The 15,761-nt window shown below is 57.3% G+C and carries 12 protein-coding genes and 1 rRNA gene; 8 read left to right on the forward strand and 5 right to left on the reverse strand.

The annotated features are described in order from the left end of the window. Positions 1-5 precede the first annotated feature (5 nt). The 5 genes from rrf to aceK all read left to right on the forward strand — a co-directional run bounded on the left by rrf (position 6) and on the right by aceK (position 6,229). Positions 6-121, forward strand: a 5S ribosomal RNA gene (rrf, locus tag SPH27_RS19410). Between the two features lie 179 nt (positions 122-300). Beyond that, entirely contained in the window at positions 301-1,230 is a 930-nt protein-coding gene (gene metA / locus SPH27_RS19415) for a homoserine O-acetyltransferase MetA (protein WP_024906663.1), read from the forward strand. 270 nt (positions 1,231-1,500) lie between these two features. Next, positions 1,501-3,102 (forward strand): malate synthase A, encoded by a 1,602-nt coding sequence (gene aceB, locus SPH27_RS19420; RefSeq protein WP_039264171.1) that lies wholly within the window; start codon positions 1,501-1,503, stop codon positions 3,100-3,102. A gap of 31 nt (positions 3,103-3,133) precedes the next feature. Further along, the gene (gene aceA, locus SPH27_RS19425; protein ID WP_023309986.1) at positions 3,134-4,438 is read left to right on the forward strand and encodes an isocitrate lyase; all 1,305 of its coding nucleotides are present in this window, start codon (positions 3,134-3,136) and stop codon (positions 4,436-4,438) included. Between the two features lie 51 nt (positions 4,439-4,489). Further along, positions 4,490-6,229: a bifunctional isocitrate dehydrogenase kinase/phosphatase gene (gene aceK / locus SPH27_RS19430; protein ID WP_207167910.1), complete on the forward strand. Its 1,740-nt coding sequence runs from the start codon at positions 4,490-4,492 to the stop codon at positions 6,227-6,229. Between the two features lie 68 nt (positions 6,230-6,297). On the opposite strand, the gene iclR is transcribed toward aceK, so the two are convergent. Further along, positions 6,298-7,128, reverse strand: a complete 831-nt coding sequence (gene iclR, locus SPH27_RS19435) for a glyoxylate bypass operon transcriptional repressor IclR (protein WP_045888359.1) — start codon at positions 7,126-7,128, stop codon at positions 6,298-6,300. A gap of 193 nt (positions 7,129-7,321) precedes the next feature. Here iclR and metH point away from each other — a divergent pair, with 193 nt between their 5' ends. Continuing rightward, positions 7,322-11,005 carry a methionine synthase gene (metH, locus tag SPH27_RS19440; protein WP_048979395.1) on the forward strand — a complete coding sequence of 1,228 codons (3,684 nt, stop codon included), beginning with the start codon at positions 7,322-7,324 and terminating at the stop codon, positions 11,003-11,005. Between the two features lie 116 nt (positions 11,006-11,121). Further along, positions 11,122-12,753, forward strand: coding sequence for a Na/Pi cotransporter family protein (locus SPH27_RS19445; RefSeq protein ID WP_033144374.1), 1,632 nt, complete (start codon positions 11,122-11,124; stop codon positions 12,751-12,753). On the opposite strand, the gene SPH27_RS19450 is transcribed toward SPH27_RS19445, so the two are convergent. Further along, positions 12,750-13,037 (reverse strand): addiction module antidote protein, encoded by a 288-nt coding sequence (locus tag SPH27_RS19450; protein ID WP_096151293.1) that lies wholly within the window; start codon positions 13,035-13,037, stop codon positions 12,750-12,752. The genes SPH27_RS19445 and SPH27_RS19450 overlap by 4 nt on opposite strands. A 2-nt stretch (positions 13,038-13,039) precedes the next feature. Continuing rightward, positions 13,040-13,342 carry a type II toxin-antitoxin system RelE/ParE family toxin gene (locus SPH27_RS19455; RefSeq protein ID WP_182072249.1) on the reverse strand — a complete coding sequence of 101 codons (303 nt, stop codon included), beginning with the start codon at positions 13,340-13,342 and terminating at the stop codon, positions 13,040-13,042. A gap of 197 nt (positions 13,343-13,539) precedes the next feature. Between SPH27_RS19455 and rluF the strand changes: the two genes are divergently transcribed. Then, positions 13,540-14,412: a 23S rRNA pseudouridine(2604) synthase RluF gene (gene rluF / locus SPH27_RS19460; protein WP_033144377.1), complete on the forward strand. Its 873-nt coding sequence runs from the start codon at positions 13,540-13,542 to the stop codon at positions 14,410-14,412. Here the strand turns inward: rluF and SPH27_RS19465 are convergent, their stop codons facing one another. Beyond that, positions 14,413-14,685 carry a DUF3811 domain-containing protein gene (locus SPH27_RS19465; RefSeq protein WP_023309994.1) on the reverse strand — a complete coding sequence of 91 codons (273 nt, stop codon included), beginning with the start codon at positions 14,683-14,685 and terminating at the stop codon, positions 14,413-14,415. 50 nt (positions 14,686-14,735) lie between these two features. Further along, complete coding sequence (gene panS, locus SPH27_RS19470) at positions 14,736-15,680, reverse strand: ketopantoate/pantoate/pantothenate transporter PanS (RefSeq protein ID WP_096151294.1); 945 nt, start codon at positions 15,678-15,680, stop codon at positions 14,736-14,738. Between the last annotated feature and the right edge of the window lie 81 nt (positions 15,681-15,761).

The raw sequence follows: 15,761 nt of genomic DNA on the forward strand, positions 1-15,761 counted from the left end.
ATTTGCCTGGCGGCTTTAGCGCGGTGGTCCCACCTGACCCCATGCCGAACTCAGAAGTGAAACGCCGTAGCGCCGATGGTAGTGTGGGGTCTCCCCATGTGAGAGTAGGGAACTGCCAGGCATAAATTAGAAGAACCCCGTACCGAAAGGTGCGGGGTTTTTTGCTTTTGTTTTTCCCTCTTTCCCTCCTTGAAACTTTCTCACCTTCCGCTTGCAGGCTCGACATTATGCCCGTTTCTGGGTATCGTTAGCTGTCTGGATGTCTAAACGTTTATACGTATGCTGTGAGGATATAAAGCTATGCCGATTCGGGTGCAGGACGAGCTACCAGCCGTCAATTTCTTGCGTGAAGAAAACGTCTTCGTCATGACGGCTTCGCGTGCGACAGGTCAGGAAATTCGCCCGCTGAAGGTGCTTATTCTCAATCTGATGCCAAAAAAGATCGAAACAGAAAACCAGTTCCTGCGTCTTCTGTCGAACTCCCCGCTGCAGGTGGATATCCAGTTGCTGCGAATCGATGCCCGTGAATCACGTAACACGCCATCTGAGCATTTGAACAACTTCTACTGTAACTTCGATGACATTCAGGGGGAAAACTTCGACGGACTGATCGTGACCGGCGCGCCGCTCGGCCTGGTTGAATTTAACGATGTCGCCTACTGGCCGCAGATCAAACAGGTTCTGGAGTGGGCAAAAGATCACGTTACCTCCACATTGTTTGTCTGTTGGGCGGTACAAGCCGCACTGAATATTCTTTATGGCATCCCCAAGCAAACCCGCACTGAAAAGCTCTCCGGCGTATACGAACACCATATTCTTCATCCACATGCGTTGCTGACGCGCGGTTTCGATGACTCTTTCCTGGCCCCGCATTCTCGCTACGCCGATTTCCCGGCCCAGCTGATTCGTGATTACACCGATCTGGAGATCCTGGCCGAAACGGAAGACGGAGATGCTTACCTGTTTGCCAGCAAGGATAAACGCATTGCTTTTGTGACCGGACATCCTGAGTACGATCCGCATACCCTCGCATCAGAGTATTTCCGTGATGTCGAAGCGGGTCTTAATCCGGATGTACCGTACAACTATTTCCCGAAAGACGATCCGCAAAACAAACCGAGAGCAACCTGGCGCAGCCACGGAAATTTGCTTTTCACTAACTGGCTCAACTATTACGTCTACCAGATAACGCCATACGATCTGCGTCACATGAATCCGACGCTGGAGTAATCTTCTGCACTAAACGATCCTAAAGCGTTTCAGCTATTCAAATCAGGCACCTTCGGGTGCCTTTTTTATTTCCGAAATGTCACTCACCGTTCGATCCAACTTTAATCTCAATGAAATCAATCAATTAATAACAATTAATAATTAAAATGGAAATTGTTTTTGATTTTAGAAAAAATATAGATAGTCTTAATTCTGCTGAGCGAAAACTACCCAACGATCTTTCGTTCGCATCGGGGGCGTGATTTTGGATCTTTGATGAGGAGCAGAGTAATGACTCAACAGGCAACGACGGTCGATGAACTGGCCTTTACCCAGCCGTATGGCGAGCAAGAACAGCAAGTTTTGACGGCGGAAGCGGTAGAATTTCTGACTGAACTGGTGACCCGCTTTACACCGCAGCGTAATAAGCTGCTGGCGGCACGCATTCATCAGCAGCAGGAAATTGACGATGGCAAGTTGCCTGGATTCATTTCGGAAACCGCTTCCATTCGTCGCGGTGAGTGGAAAATCCGCGGCATCCCTGAAGATTTACAGGATCGTCGCGTTGAGATCACCGGCCCGGTAGAGCGCAAAATGGTGATCAACGCCATGAACGCCAACGTTAAAGTCTTCATGGCCGATTTTGAAGACTCTCTGGCGCCGGACTGGCGTAAGGTCATCGAGGGGCAGATCAACCTGCGCGACGCCGTGAACGGCACCATCAGCTATACCAACGAAGCCGGCAAAATTTACCAGCTCAAACCAAACCCTGCGGTGCTGATCTGTCGCGTGCGCGGCCTGCACCTGCCTGAAAAACATGTCACCTGGCGTGGGGAAGCCATTCCAGGCAGCCTGTTTGATTTCGCACTCTATTTCTTCCACAACTACAAGAACCTGCTGGCAAAAGGCAGCGGCCCTTATTTCTATCTGCCAAAAACGCAGGCCTGGCAGGAAGCGGCCTGGTGGAGCGAGGTGTTTAGCTACGCGGAAGATCGTTTCAACCTGCCGCGCGGCACCATCAAAGCCACGCTGCTGATTGAAACGCTGCCTGCCGTGTTCCAGATGAATGAAATTCTGCACGCCCTGCGCGACCACATCGTCGGCCTGAACTGCGGGCGCTGGGACTATATTTTCAGCTACATCAAAACCCTGAAAAACTATCCCGACCGCGTACTGCCGGATCGCCAGGTCGTGACCATGGATAAACCGTTCCTGAGCGCCTACTCGCGCCTGCTGATCAAAACCTGCCACAAGCGCGGCGCCTTTGCGATGGGCGGCATGGCGGCATTTATCCCGAGCAAAGACGCAGAGCGCAACAATCAGGTGCTCAACAAGGTGAAGGCCGACAAAGAGCTTGAAGCGCGTAACGGTCACGACGGCACGTGGATTGCCCATCCCGGCCTGGCCGATACGGCGATGGAGGTCTTTAACCGCGTTCTCGGCGACAACAAAAACCAGCTGTTTGTCACGCGTGAAGACGATGCCCCAACGGCTGAAGAACAGCTGCTGGCACCGTGCGCGGGCGAGCGTACGGAAGAGGGCATGCGTGCCAATATCCGCGTCGCGGTCCAGTACATCGAAGCGTGGATCTCCGGCAACGGCTGCGTACCTATCTACGGCCTGATGGAAGATGCCGCGACGGCGGAGATTTCACGTACCTCCATCTGGCAGTGGATCCACCATCAAAAAACGCTCAGCAACGGCAAACCGGTGACCAAGACCCTGTTCCGCCAGATGCTGGCCGAAGAGATGCGGGTGATCCAGGACGAGCTGGGCGAGCACCGCTTCAGCAGCGGACGTTTTGACGACGCCGCGCGCCTGATGGAGCAAATCACCACATCAGATGACTTAATCGACTTCCTGACCCTGCCGGGCTACCGCTTCCTGGCGTAACTCACCACATAACAATATGGAGCATCTGCACATGAAAACCCGTACCCAACAAATCGAAGAGTTGAAGAAAGAGTGGACACAGCCTCGCTGGGAAGGCATCCGCCGTCCTTACAGCGCGGAGGAAGTGGTGAAATTACGCGGCTCGGTCAATCCGGAATGCACGCTGGCACAGAACGGTGCGGCGAAAATGTGGAAGCTGCTGCACGGTGGCTCTAAAAAGGGCTACATCAACAGCCTCGGCGCGCTGACCGGCGGTCAGGCGCTGCAGCAGGCGAAGGCCGGTATTGAGGCGATTTACCTCTCCGGCTGGCAGGTCGCGGCGGACGCCAACCTGGCCTCCAGCATGTACCCGGATCAGTCGCTCTATCCGGCTAACTCCGTGCCGTCGGTGGTGGATCGGATCAACAACACCTTCCGCCGTGCGGATCAGATCCAGTGGGCCGCAGGTATCGAACCTGGCGATCCGCGCTTTACTGACTACTTCCTGCCGATCGTCGCGGATGCGGAAGCGGGCTTCGGCGGCGTGCTGAACGCCTTCGAGCTGATGAAATCGATGATTGAGGCCGGTGCAGCGGCCGTTCACTTCGAAGACCAGCTGGCGTCAGTGAAAAAATGCGGACACATGGGCGGTAAGGTGCTGGTTCCTACACAGGAAGCCGTACAGAAGCTGGTTGCCGCGCGTCTGGCCGCGGACGTGCTCGGCGTGCCGACGCTGGTGATTGCCCGTACTGATGCCGACGCGGCGGACCTGATCACCTCTGACTGCGACCCGTATGACAGCGAGTTCATCACCGGCGAGCGTACCAGTGAAGGCTTCTACCGCACCCATGCCGGCATTGAACAGGCGATCAGCCGCGGCCTGGCGTACGCGCCTTATGCGGACCTGGTCTGGTGTGAAACCTCCACGCCGGATCTGGCGCTGGCAAAACGCTTTGCCGACGCCATCCACGCGAAGTATCCGGGCAAACTGCTGGCCTATAACTGCTCGCCGTCCTTCAACTGGCAGAAAAAGCTGGATGACAAAACCATCGCCAGCTTCCAGCAGCAGCTGTCCGACATGGGCTACAAATACCAGTTCATTACCCTGGCCGGTATCCACAGCATGTGGTTCAACATGTTCGACCTGGCGCACGCCTATGCGCAGGGTGAGGGCATGAAGCACTACGTTGAGAAGGTGCAGCAGCCGGAGTTTGCGGCGGGCAAAGACGGTTACACCTTCGTGTCTCACCAGCAGGAGGTGGGAACCGGCTACTTTGACAATGTGACCACGATTATCCAGGGCGGAACCTCCTCCGTCACCGCCTTAACGGGTTCAACGGAAGAAGCACAGTTCTAATCTTTTCCCCCTCTCCCCTCTCGGGGAGAGGGTTGGGGTGAGGGGGAATATATGTCGCGTGGCCTGGAATTGCTGATTGCCCAAACTATTTTGCAGGGCTTCGATGCCCAGTATGGTCGTTTTCTTGAAGTGACATCCGGCGCGCAGCAGCGCTTCGAACATGCAGACTGGCATGCGGTTCAGCAGGCTATGAAGCAACGTATCCATCTCTATGACCACCACGTGGGTCTGGTGGTGGAGCAGCTGCGCTGTATTACCGACGGTAAAAGTCCGGACGCGGAATTTTTACTGCGCGTGAAGGAGCACTACACCCATTTGTTACCCGATTACCCGCGCTTCGAGATTGCGGAGAGCTTTTTCAACTCCGTCTATTGCCGGTTATTTGACCACCGCTCACTATCTCCTGAGCGGTTATTTATCTTCAGCTCCCAGCCCGAGCGACGCTTTCGAACCATTCCCCGTCCGCTGGCGAAAGATTTCTTTCCCGATCGCGGATGGGAAAAGCTCCTGCACCGCGTGCTAACGGATCTGCCGCTGCGCCTGCCCTGGGAGAATAAAACCCGGGATATCGGCTATGTCCACGCCCATCTCAACGAAACCTTCGGCGCGGAGGTGCTCAGCCACAGCCATTTGCAGGTTGCCAACGAGCTTTTCTACCGCAATAAAGCCGCCTGGCTGGTGGGCAAACTGGTTACGCCGACCGCCATTGTGCCGTTTCTGCTGCCCATTCACCGTACCGACGACGGGGAACTGTTTGTCGATACTTGCCTGACCACCGGCGCCGAGGCCAGCATCGTGTTTGGCTTCGCCCGCTCCTATTTCATGGTGTACGCCCCGCTGCCTGCCGCGCTGGTGGAGTGGCTGCGCGAGATCCTGCCGGGCAAAACCACCGCCGAGCTGTATATGGCCATTGGCTGCCAGAAGCACGCCAAAACGGAAAGCTACCGGGAGTACCTGCGCTATGTCACCGCCGCCGACGAGCAGTTTATCGAAGCGCCCGGCATTCGCGGCATGGTGATGCTGGTGTTTACGCTGCCGGGCTTTGACCGGGTCTTTAAGGTGATTAAAGACAGATTCGCGCCGCAGAAAGAGATGACCGCCGCACACGTTCGCGCCTGCTATCAGCTGGTGAAAGAGCACGACCGCGTCGGGCGCATGGCGGATACCCAGGAATTCGAAAACTTTGTGCTGGATAAACAGCAGATCGACCCGGCGCTCATGGCGCTGTTAATGCAGGAAGCGCCTGCGAAAATCACCGATCTTGGCGACAAAATTGCCATTAGCCATCTCTACATCGAACGCCGCATGGTGCCGCTGAATATCTGGCTTGAGCAGTCCGAAGGCCAGGCGCTGCGGGATGCCATCGAAGAATACGGCAACGCGATTCGCCAGCTTGCCGCCGCCAATATTTTCCCGGGCGACATGCTGTTTAAAAACTTCGGCGTCACCCGTCACGGGCGCGTGGTGTTCTACGATTACGACGAAATTTGCTACATGACCGAAGTGAATTTCCGCGATATACCACAGCCCCGCTACCCGGAAGATGAGCTTTCCGGCGAGCCGTGGTACAGCGTCTCGCCGGGCGATGTGTTTCCGGAGGAGTTTCGCCACTGGCTGTGTGCCGACCCGCGCATCGGGCCGTTATTTGAAGAGATGCATGAGGATCTGTTCCGCGCCAGCTACTGGCGCGGACTGCAAACGCGCATCAAAAATGGGCATGTCGAAGATGTGTACGCTTACCGCCGCAAGCAGAGGTTTTGCATTAGGTTTGCACCCTCTCTAGCAGGGTGAGGGCATCAGATTTTCTCCCTCTCCCTGCGGGAGAGGGCCGGGGTGAGGGCATCAGGCCGCACTCAATCTCAACGAATCCCACCATACGCCAGCGTCACCTCTTTCGCCGCCTTAATCACCAGCGCGCCCAGCTCGGTCACGCGGTCGTCGGTCATGCGCGAAATCGGCCCGGAGATGGAGATGGCGGCAAACGGCTCGCGGTGCTCGTCAAAAATACAGGCCGCGAGGCAGCGCAGGCCCAGGGCATGTTCTTCATCATCAAACGAATAGCCGCGCTTGCGGGTCAGGGCCAGATCTTCTTTCAGATGCACGGGCGACACCAGCGTGGCGTGGGTATAGGCGTGCAGCCCTTTACGGTGCAGCAGTCCCGTCACCTGTTCTTCGCTCAGCTGCGAGAGAAACGCTTTACCCGCGCCGGAGGCGTGCATGGGCAGCTTGCCGCCAATCGGTGCGGACATACGCATCAGCTGCGTGCACTGCACCTGGTCGATGATAATCGCCTGATGATCGCTCTGGTCCAGCACCGCCAGGTTTACGGTCTCGCCGGACTCCTCCATCAGCTTGCGCAGAATCGGGTGCACAATCGCCAGCAGGTTGCGGCTCTGCAGGAAGCTGCTGCCGACGATAAACGCATGCGCGCCCACCGCCCAGTGCCCCAGCTCGCCGACCTGGCGGACAAAGCCCAGCTGCTGCATGGTGGTCAGCAGGCGGTGCGTCGTGGAGTTCGGCAGGCCAGCCTGCTGGGCCAGCTCCGTCAGGGCCACGCTGCTGTGCGACTCGGCTATCCACTCCAGCAGCTTCAAACCGCGCGTGAGCGATTGAACCTGTCCGCCCTGTTGTGCGGCGGCGGTGGTGGCAGCAGGTTTTCTGCCGCGTTTAGCGGGAACGGTCGCGACCATGACGATCTCCTTTTTCTGTATCGTGGAAATCATTTTCGTTTTATTTGGTGAATTTGCAACCGTTATCCTGACTGATCGGAGGAGTGATGGTGAACATGTCTCATGTTACCGCTGTGCGGCTTTTCCACCCTGCGAGATTGTGCCAGTATGGAACGCAGCCTTATGGCCTTGTTGAGCGGTGTCGGGAGCAAGTGTGAGCAGCAAAGTAGAGCAACTGCGTGCGCAGTTAAATGAACGAATTCTGGTGCTGGACGGCGGCATGGGCACCATGATCCAGGGGTATCGTCTGAGTGAAGACGATTTCCGCGGCGAACGCTTTGCCGACTGGCCCTGCGACCTGAAAGGGAACAACGACCTGCTGGTGCTCAGCAAGCCGTCCGTTATTAAGGATATCCACAACGCCTACTTCGAAGCGGGTGCGGATATCGTTGAAACCAACACCTTTAACTCGACAACTATCGCCATGGCGGATTACCAGATGGAATCCCTGTCGGCGGAAATCAACCTGGAAGCCGCGAAGCTGGCGCGCGCCTGCGCCGACGAGTGGACGGCCCGCACGCCGGACAAGCCTCGCTACGTTGCCGGGGTGCTTGGCCCGACGAACCGCACCGCGTCGATTTCACCGGACGTCAACGACCCGGCGTTTCGTAATATCACCTTCGATCAGCTGGTCGCGGCCTACCGTGAATCGACCAAAGCGCTGGTGGAAGGCGGTTCCGATCTGATCCTGATTGAAACCGTATTCGATACCCTCAATGCCAAAGCCGCGATTTACGCGGTGAAAGAGGAGTTTGAAGCGCTCGGCGTTGACCTGCCAATCATGATTTCCGGCACCATCACCGACGCCTCCGGCCGTACCCTGTCCGGCCAGACAACCGAAGCGTTTTATAACTCCCTGCGCCACGCCGAAGCGCTCTCCTTTGGCCTGAACTGCGCGCTGGGGCCGGATGAACTGCGCCAGTACGTGCAGGAGCTTTCCCGTATCGCGGAATGCTATGTCACCGCCCACCCGAACGCCGGTCTGCCAAACGCGTTTGGTGAATACGATCTCGATGCCGACACCATGGCGGCGCAAATCCGCGAGTGGGCCGAGTCTGGCTTCCTGAACATCGTCGGCGGCTGCTGCGGCACCACGCCGGAGCATATCGCGGCTATGAGCAACGCCGTAGCCGGTCTGCCGCCGCGCAAGCTGCCCGAGCTTCCGGTTGCCTGTCGTCTGTCCGGCCTGGAGCCGTTGACCATCGGCGACGACAGCCTGTTTGTGAACGTGGGTGAGCGTACTAACGTCACCGGTTCCGCAAAGTTCAAACGCCTGATTAAAGAAGAGAAGTACAGCGAAGCGCTGGACGTTGCCCGCCAGCAGGTAGAAAGCGGCGCGCAGATTATCGATATCAACATGGATGAGGGGATGCTCGACGCCGAAGCGGCGATGGTGCGTTTCCTCAACCTGATTGCCGGTGAGCCGGACATTGCCCGCGTGCCGATCATGATTGACTCCTCCAAGTGGGAAGTCATCGAAAAAGGGCTGAAGTGCATCCAGGGTAAAGGCATCGTCAACTCTATCTCGATGAAAGAGGGCGTTGATATCTTTATCCACCACGCGAAGATGGTCCGCCGCTACGGTGCCGCCGTGGTGGTGATGGCCTTTGACGAAGTGGGTCAGGCCGATACCCGCGAGCGCAAAATCGAGATTTGCCGCCGCGCGTACAAGATTTTGACCGAAGAGGTGGGCTTCCCGCCGGAAGACATTATCTTTGACCCGAATATCTTCGCCGTCGCTACCGGGATTGAAGAGCACAACAACTACGCCCAGGACTTTATCGGCGCATGTGAAGACATCAAGCGCGAGCTGCCGCATGCGCTGATCTCCGGCGGCGTATCGAACGTGTCGTTCTCGTTCCGCGGCAACGACCCGGTGCGCGAAGCGATCCACGCCGTGTTCCTCTACTACGCCATCCGCAACGGCATGGACATGGGGATCGTTAACGCCGGCCAGCTGGCGATTTACGACGACCTCCCCGCCGAGCTGCGCGATGCCGTAGAGGACGTGATCCTTAACCGCCGCGACGACGCCACCGAGCGCATGCTGGACCTGGCGGAGAAATACCGCGGCAGCAAATCGGATGAGGCGGCAAACGTTCAGCAGGCCGAGTGGCGTTCCTGGGACGTGAAAAAGCGTCTGGAATATTCTCTGGTCAAAGGCATCACCGAATTTATCGAGCTCGATACCGAAGAGGCGCGCCAGCAGGCAGCCCGCCCGATTGAGGTTATCGAAGGCCCACTGATGGACGGCATGAACGTGGTCGGCGATCTGTTCGGTGAGGGCAAAATGTTCCTGCCGCAGGTGGTGAAATCCGCCCGCGTGATGAAGCAGGCAGTGGCCTATCTGGAGCCCTACATCGAAGCCAGCAAAGAGAAAGGCTCCAGCAACGGCAAGATGGTTATCGCCACCGTGAAGGGCGACGTGCACGACATCGGCAAGAACATCGTTGGCGTAGTGCTGCAGTGTAATAACTACGAAATTATCGACCTTGGCGTGATGGTCCCGGCGGACAAAATCCTCAAGACCGCGCGCGAAGTGAACGCCGACCTGATAGGCCTCTCTGGCCTGATTACGCCGTCGCTCGACGAAATGGTCAACGTGGCAAAAGAGATGGAGCGACAGGGCTTCACCATTCCGCTATTGATTGGCGGGGCGACCACCTCGAAAGCGCACACGGCGGTGAAAATCGAGCAGAACTACAGCGGCCCGACGGTCTACGTGCAGAACGCCTCGCGCACCGTGGGCGTGGTCTCCGCGCTGCTCTCCGACACCCAGCGCGACGATTTTGTGGCGCGCACCCGCAAAGAGTACGAAACCGTTCGCATCCAGCACGGCCGTAAGAAGCCGCGCACCCCGCCTGTTTCGCTTCAGGCGGCGCGCGACAACGATCTGGCCTTCGACTGGTCCAGCTACACGCCGCCGGTCGCACACCGTCTGGGCGTGCAGGACGTGACGGCCAGCATCGAGACGCTGCGCAACTACATCGACTGGACGCCGTTCTTTATGACCTGGTCGCTGGCGGGTAAATATCCGCGCATCCTGGAAGATGAGGTGGTCGGCGAGGAGGCGAAGCGCCTGTTTAAAGACGCCAACGACATGCTCGACACGCTGAGCGCAGAGAAAACCCTAAACCCGCGCGGCGTGGTGGGCCTGTTCCCGGCGAACCGCGTGGGCGACGACATCGAAATCTATCGCGATGAAACCCGCACCCACGTGCTGGCGGTCAGCCGTCATCTGCGCCAGCAAACCGAGAAAGTGGGCTTTGCCAACTACTGCCTGGCCGATTTTGTCGCGCCGAAGCTGAGTGGTAAAGCCGACTATATCGGCGCCTTTGCGGTGACCGGCGGTCTGGAGGAAGACGCGCTGGCGGACGCGTTCGAAGCGCAGCACGATGATTACAATAAAATCATGGTGAAAGCGATTGCCGACCGCCTGGCGGAAGCCTTCGCCGAGTACCTCCACGAGCGCGTGCGTAAGGTGCACTGGGGCTACGCGGCGAATGAAAACCTCAGCAATGAGGATCTGATCCGCGAAAATTACCAGGGCATTCGCCCGGCGCCGGGCTATCCGGCCTGTCCGGAGCACACCGAAAAAGGCACCATCTGGAAGCTGCTGGACGTGGAAACCCATACCGGGATGAAGCTCACCGAGTCGTTCGCCATGTGGCCAGGCGCGTCCGTTTCCGGCTGGTACTTCAGCCATCCGGACAGCAAGTACTTTGCCGTGGCGCAGCTGCAGCGGGATCAGATTGAAGATTACGCCCTGCGCAAAGGCATGAGCGTGTCTGAAGTGGAGCGCTGGCTGGCGCCTAATCTTGGCTACGACGCCGATTAAAATCACTTTTCCTTACAACAAACAGGGCGCTCATGGGGCGCCCTGTCTCTTTCTTACGTTTAAACCCTTATACTGGACCTATGGAAAACGAATAACGATAAGGAGGAAAAACTTCCGTGCTGACACTGTTACACCTGCTCTCTGCAGTCGCCCTGCTCGTATGGGGCACCCATATCGTCCGTACCGGCGTGATGCGCGTATTTGGCGCGCGCTTACGTACCGTTCTCAGCAGCAGCGTTGAGAAGAAGCCGCTCGCCTTCTGCGCGGGCATTGGCGTAACGGCACTGGTGCAGAGCAGTAACGCCACGACACTGCTTGTGACCTCCTTTGTGGCGCAGGATCTGGTGGCGCTGGCCCCGGCGCTGGTGATTGTGCTGGGTGCGGATGTAGGTACCGCGCTGATGGCGCGTGTTCTGACCTTCGATCTCTCCTGGCTGTCGCCGCTGCTGATTTTTCTCGGCGTCATCTTCTTCCTCGGCCGCAAACAGACGCGCGCCGGGCAGCTCGGGCGCGTAGGAATTGGCCTCGGGCTGATCCTGCTGGCGCTGGAGCTGATTGTGCAGGCGGTCACGCCAATCACCGAGGCCAATGGCGTTCAGGTCATCTTCGCCTCCCTGACCGGGGACATCATGCTGGACGCGCTCATTGGCGCGGTGTTTGCTATCGTCAGCTACTCCAGCCTGGCGGCGGTTCTGCTGACGGCCACGCTTACCGCCGCCGGGGCGATCTCCTTCCCGGTAGCGCTGTGTCTGGTGATCGGGGCCAACCTCGGCTCAGGCCTGCTGGCGATGCTTAACAACAGCGCCGCCAACGCCGCCGCCCGCCGCGTGGCGCTGGGCAGCCTGCTGTTTAAGCTGGTGGGCAGCCTGATTATCCTGCCCTTTATCCACCCGCTGGCGAACCTGATGGACAATCTCCCGCTGCCGAAGGCGGAGCTGGTGATCTACTTCCACGTGTTCTACAACCTGGTGCGCTGCCTGGCGATGGTGCCTTTTGCCGGGCCGATGGCCCGCTTCTGCGAGCGTCTCATTCAGGACGAACCGGAGCTGGATGCGCGCCTGAAGCCGAAGCACCTGGATACGTCCGCTCTGGATACCCCGGCGCTGGCGCTGGCGAATGCCGCGCGCGAGACGCTGCGCATGGGCGACGCAATGGAAACCATGCTCGAAGGCCTGCAAAAGGTGATGCACGGCGAGCCGCGTGAAGAGAAAGAACTGCGCAGACTGGCCGACGATATCAACGTGCTCTATACCGCCATTAAGCTTTACCTGGCGCGTATGCCGCAGGACGAGCTGGCGGAAGAGGAGTCCCGCCGCTGGGCGGAAATCATCGAGATGTCGCTTAACCTTGAGCAGGCCTCGGATATCGTGGAGCGTATGGGCAGCGAGATCGCCGACAAATCCCTTGCCGCGCGTCGTGCGTTTTCAGGTGAAGGCCTGAAGGAGCTGGAAGCGCTGCACGAACAGCTGGTCAGCAACCTCAAGCTGGCGATGCTGGTCTTCTTCTCCAGCGACGTGCCGAGCGCGCGCCGCCTGCGCCGCAACAAGCATCGTTTCCGCATTCTGAACCGCCGCTATTCGCACGCCCACGTTGAGCGTCTGCACCAGCAGAACGTGCAGAGTATCGAGACCAGTTCGCTGCACTTGGGGCTGCTGGGGGATATGAAGCGTCTCAACTCGTTGTTCTGCGCGGTGGCGTACAGCGTGATGGAACAGCCGGATGAAGACGACGAGCGGGATGAGTATTAATCTTCGGCGTGTTTGATTGTTAGCCCAAGACCCAATGCTTTCATGACCGCCAGAGTGGTTTTAAGCGTTGGGTTTCCTTTATCACTGAACGATCGATACAGTTGCTCTCGTGATAGGCCAGTTTGCTGTGAAATGGTCGACATTCCTTTCGCTCGCGCGATGACGCCCAGAGCTTTAGCAATATACGCTGAGTCGCCCGTTTCTAAGGCATCAGCCATAAACACGGCGATTTCCTCGTCATCCACCAGCGCATTGGCTGGATCGTAGGGTGTTAATTTATGCATGCTCATTCACTCCTGCCATTGGGATTGCTCAGCATTTTTGCCATAAGTATGTCTCTGGCCTGGCTGCTTTTGTCACCACCACACAACAGCACGATGATGCAATTGCCCTGGTCTTTAAAATAGAGTCTATAGCCCGGACCATAGTGGATCCTCAGCTCACTTATACCTTCGCCCACGGGTTTAATGTCGCCCGCTAAACCATTTGCCAACCGAAAGAGGCGGGAAGCGATAATGGTCTTCGCTCGCCGATCTTTTAAGTTTTGCTCCCAGCGTTGGAAGGATTCTGTCTGAACGATCTCCTTCATATTACTCAATGTGATTTATAAACTACAAATAATTGTCTCTGGAGAGTAAAGCTAAAAGGAGGTAGCTCAAGGATAAATGGCCTGACGCTAAATCCTGAAAGCGTCTCGCAAAATAAAAAACCCGTCTCAGTAACCGTCGGCTAATCTTTTTTTCCAGCCCATACCTAAGGTATATTTCGCCCTTCACAGGAGAAACTATGCTGCCAACTCAATCAACCCGATTAAACAAATACATTAGCGAGAGCGGGATCTGCTCACGTCGCGAGGCTGATCGTTACATTGAACAAGGTAACGTGTTTCTTAACGGCAAACGCGCCACCATCGGCGACCAGGTGGTCCCTGGCGATGTGGTTAAAGTGAATGGTCAGGTCATCGAACCGCGTGATGCTGAAGACCTGGTGTTTATCGCGTTGAACAAACCGGTTGGGATTGTCAGCACCACGGAAGACGGTGAGCGGGACAACATCGTTGATTTCGTGAACCACAGCAGCCGTATCTTCCCGATTGGCCGTCTGGATAAAGACTCTCAGGGGCTGATTTTTCTCACCAACCACGGCGATCTGGTCAACAAAATTCTGCGTGCCGGTAATGACCACGAGAAAGAGTATGTCGTTACGGTGAACAAGCCAGTGACGGACGAATTTATTCGTGGCATGGGCGCCGGGGTGCCGATCCTCGGTACCGTCACGAAAAAGTGTAAGGTGAAGAAAGAAGCGCCGTTCGCGTTCCGCATTACGCTGGTGCAGGGCTTAAACCGCCAGATCCGCCGTATGTGCGAGCACTTCGGTTATGAAGTGACGAAGCTGGAACGCACGCGCATCATGAACGTCAGCCTGTCCGGTATCCCGCTGGGCGAGTGGCGCGATTTAACGGATGACGAGCTGATTGAGCTCTTCAAGCTTATCGAGAACTCCTCGTCCGAAGCGAAGCCGAAGGCCAAAGCCAAACCGAAAACCCAGGCGATTAAGCGCCCGGTGGTGAAGGCGCCTCAGGCGGAAGATAAGGGGCGAGGCAAGCCGGGTAATGGAAAACGCTTTACCCAGCCGGGGCGCAAAAAGAAAGGGCGCTGATTAGCGCCTTCCACGGGTAGACGTTGTGGCGGACCAGGAAAAGGTCGCCTCTGCATCGGGTTTATAAGCCTGCTCTTTTTTAAGCTTGCGGGCTTTTTTCGCCGCGGCGTCACGCTGCGCCATCAGCTTATCGATGTACTCTTTTTTCACCTGATTGGTTTCGGCGTTCGTCAGCGTGCGGCCATGTGCGATACGGGCGCGGTCGAGAAGCGTTTTCAGTTCGCGCTGCTCGGCTTCCGTCATGTCTTTCTGGGTCAAACGTGGTGTAGCCATTGCTGAAGCCTCCTGATAGAGAGGCTTCAGTGTAAAGCAAGCCGCGTAAATTAACCCTGCTTCACCGCATCTTTTTTCGTTTGTTCATCAATCGGTTTGCCGGACCAGTAGCCCGCCAGCAGCGAGCCGGAGAGGTTATGCCAGACGGAGAACAGCGCGCCAGGCAGGGCCGCCAGCGGGGAGAAGTAAATTTTACCGAGCGCCGCCGCCAGGCCGGAGTTCTGCATGCCTACCTCGATTGCCAGCGTGCGGCAGGTCGATTCGTCAAAACCGAACAGCTTCCCGCCCCAGTAGCCGCCCAGCAGGCCAATAGTGTTATGCAGCACCACGGCGATGATCACGATAAAGCCCACGGAAGCAATGTGCGATGCGGAACCCGCCACCACGGCACTGATGATCGCCAGAATGCAGACCATCGAAAACGCGGGAAGGTACGGCTCAACGGCCTTCACCACGCGCGGGAAAAGATGGTGAATGACCAGCCCCAGCGCAATCGGGATCACCACAATCTGCAGAATGCTGAGCAGCATGCCCATCACGTCCACCTGAATATGCGCGTCCACGTACAGGCGGGTTAACAGCGGCGTGGCAACGACGCCAACCAGCGTTGAAACGGAGGAGATGGTGACGGAGAGCGCCACGTCGCCTTTTGCCAGGTAGATCATGACGTTGGAGGCCGTGCCGCTGGCCACGCTGCCCACCAGCACCATCCCGGCGGAGAGATCGGGCGGCATCTTAAAGGCCATCGCCAGCAGCCACGCCGCAAGCGGCATCACCAGGTAGTGCAGGAAGATCCCTGCCGCGACGGGCGCAGGGCGAGACAGCACGCGTTTGAAGTCGTCGATTTTCAGATGCACGCCCATACCGAACATGATCAGCATCAGCAGCGTGGCGACCCACGGACCAATGCCCGTGAAGGTGGCGGGGGTGTAATACGCGAGTACGGAGAGCAGCAGCGCCCATAACGGGAACAGCCGCGTAACGGCGGATAACATAGTGGATTCCTTGCAGTATTGTCGTGTTGTTTAGTTATGAAAAAGCCGGGTCTGTGCCCGGCTTATAGGTATTGTTTATCC

The sequence above is a fragment of the Enterobacter sp. A103 genome (assembly GCF_034427535.1).
GTDB classification, from domain to species: Bacteria; Pseudomonadota; Gammaproteobacteria; order Enterobacterales; family Enterobacteriaceae; genus Enterobacter; species Enterobacter asburiae_B.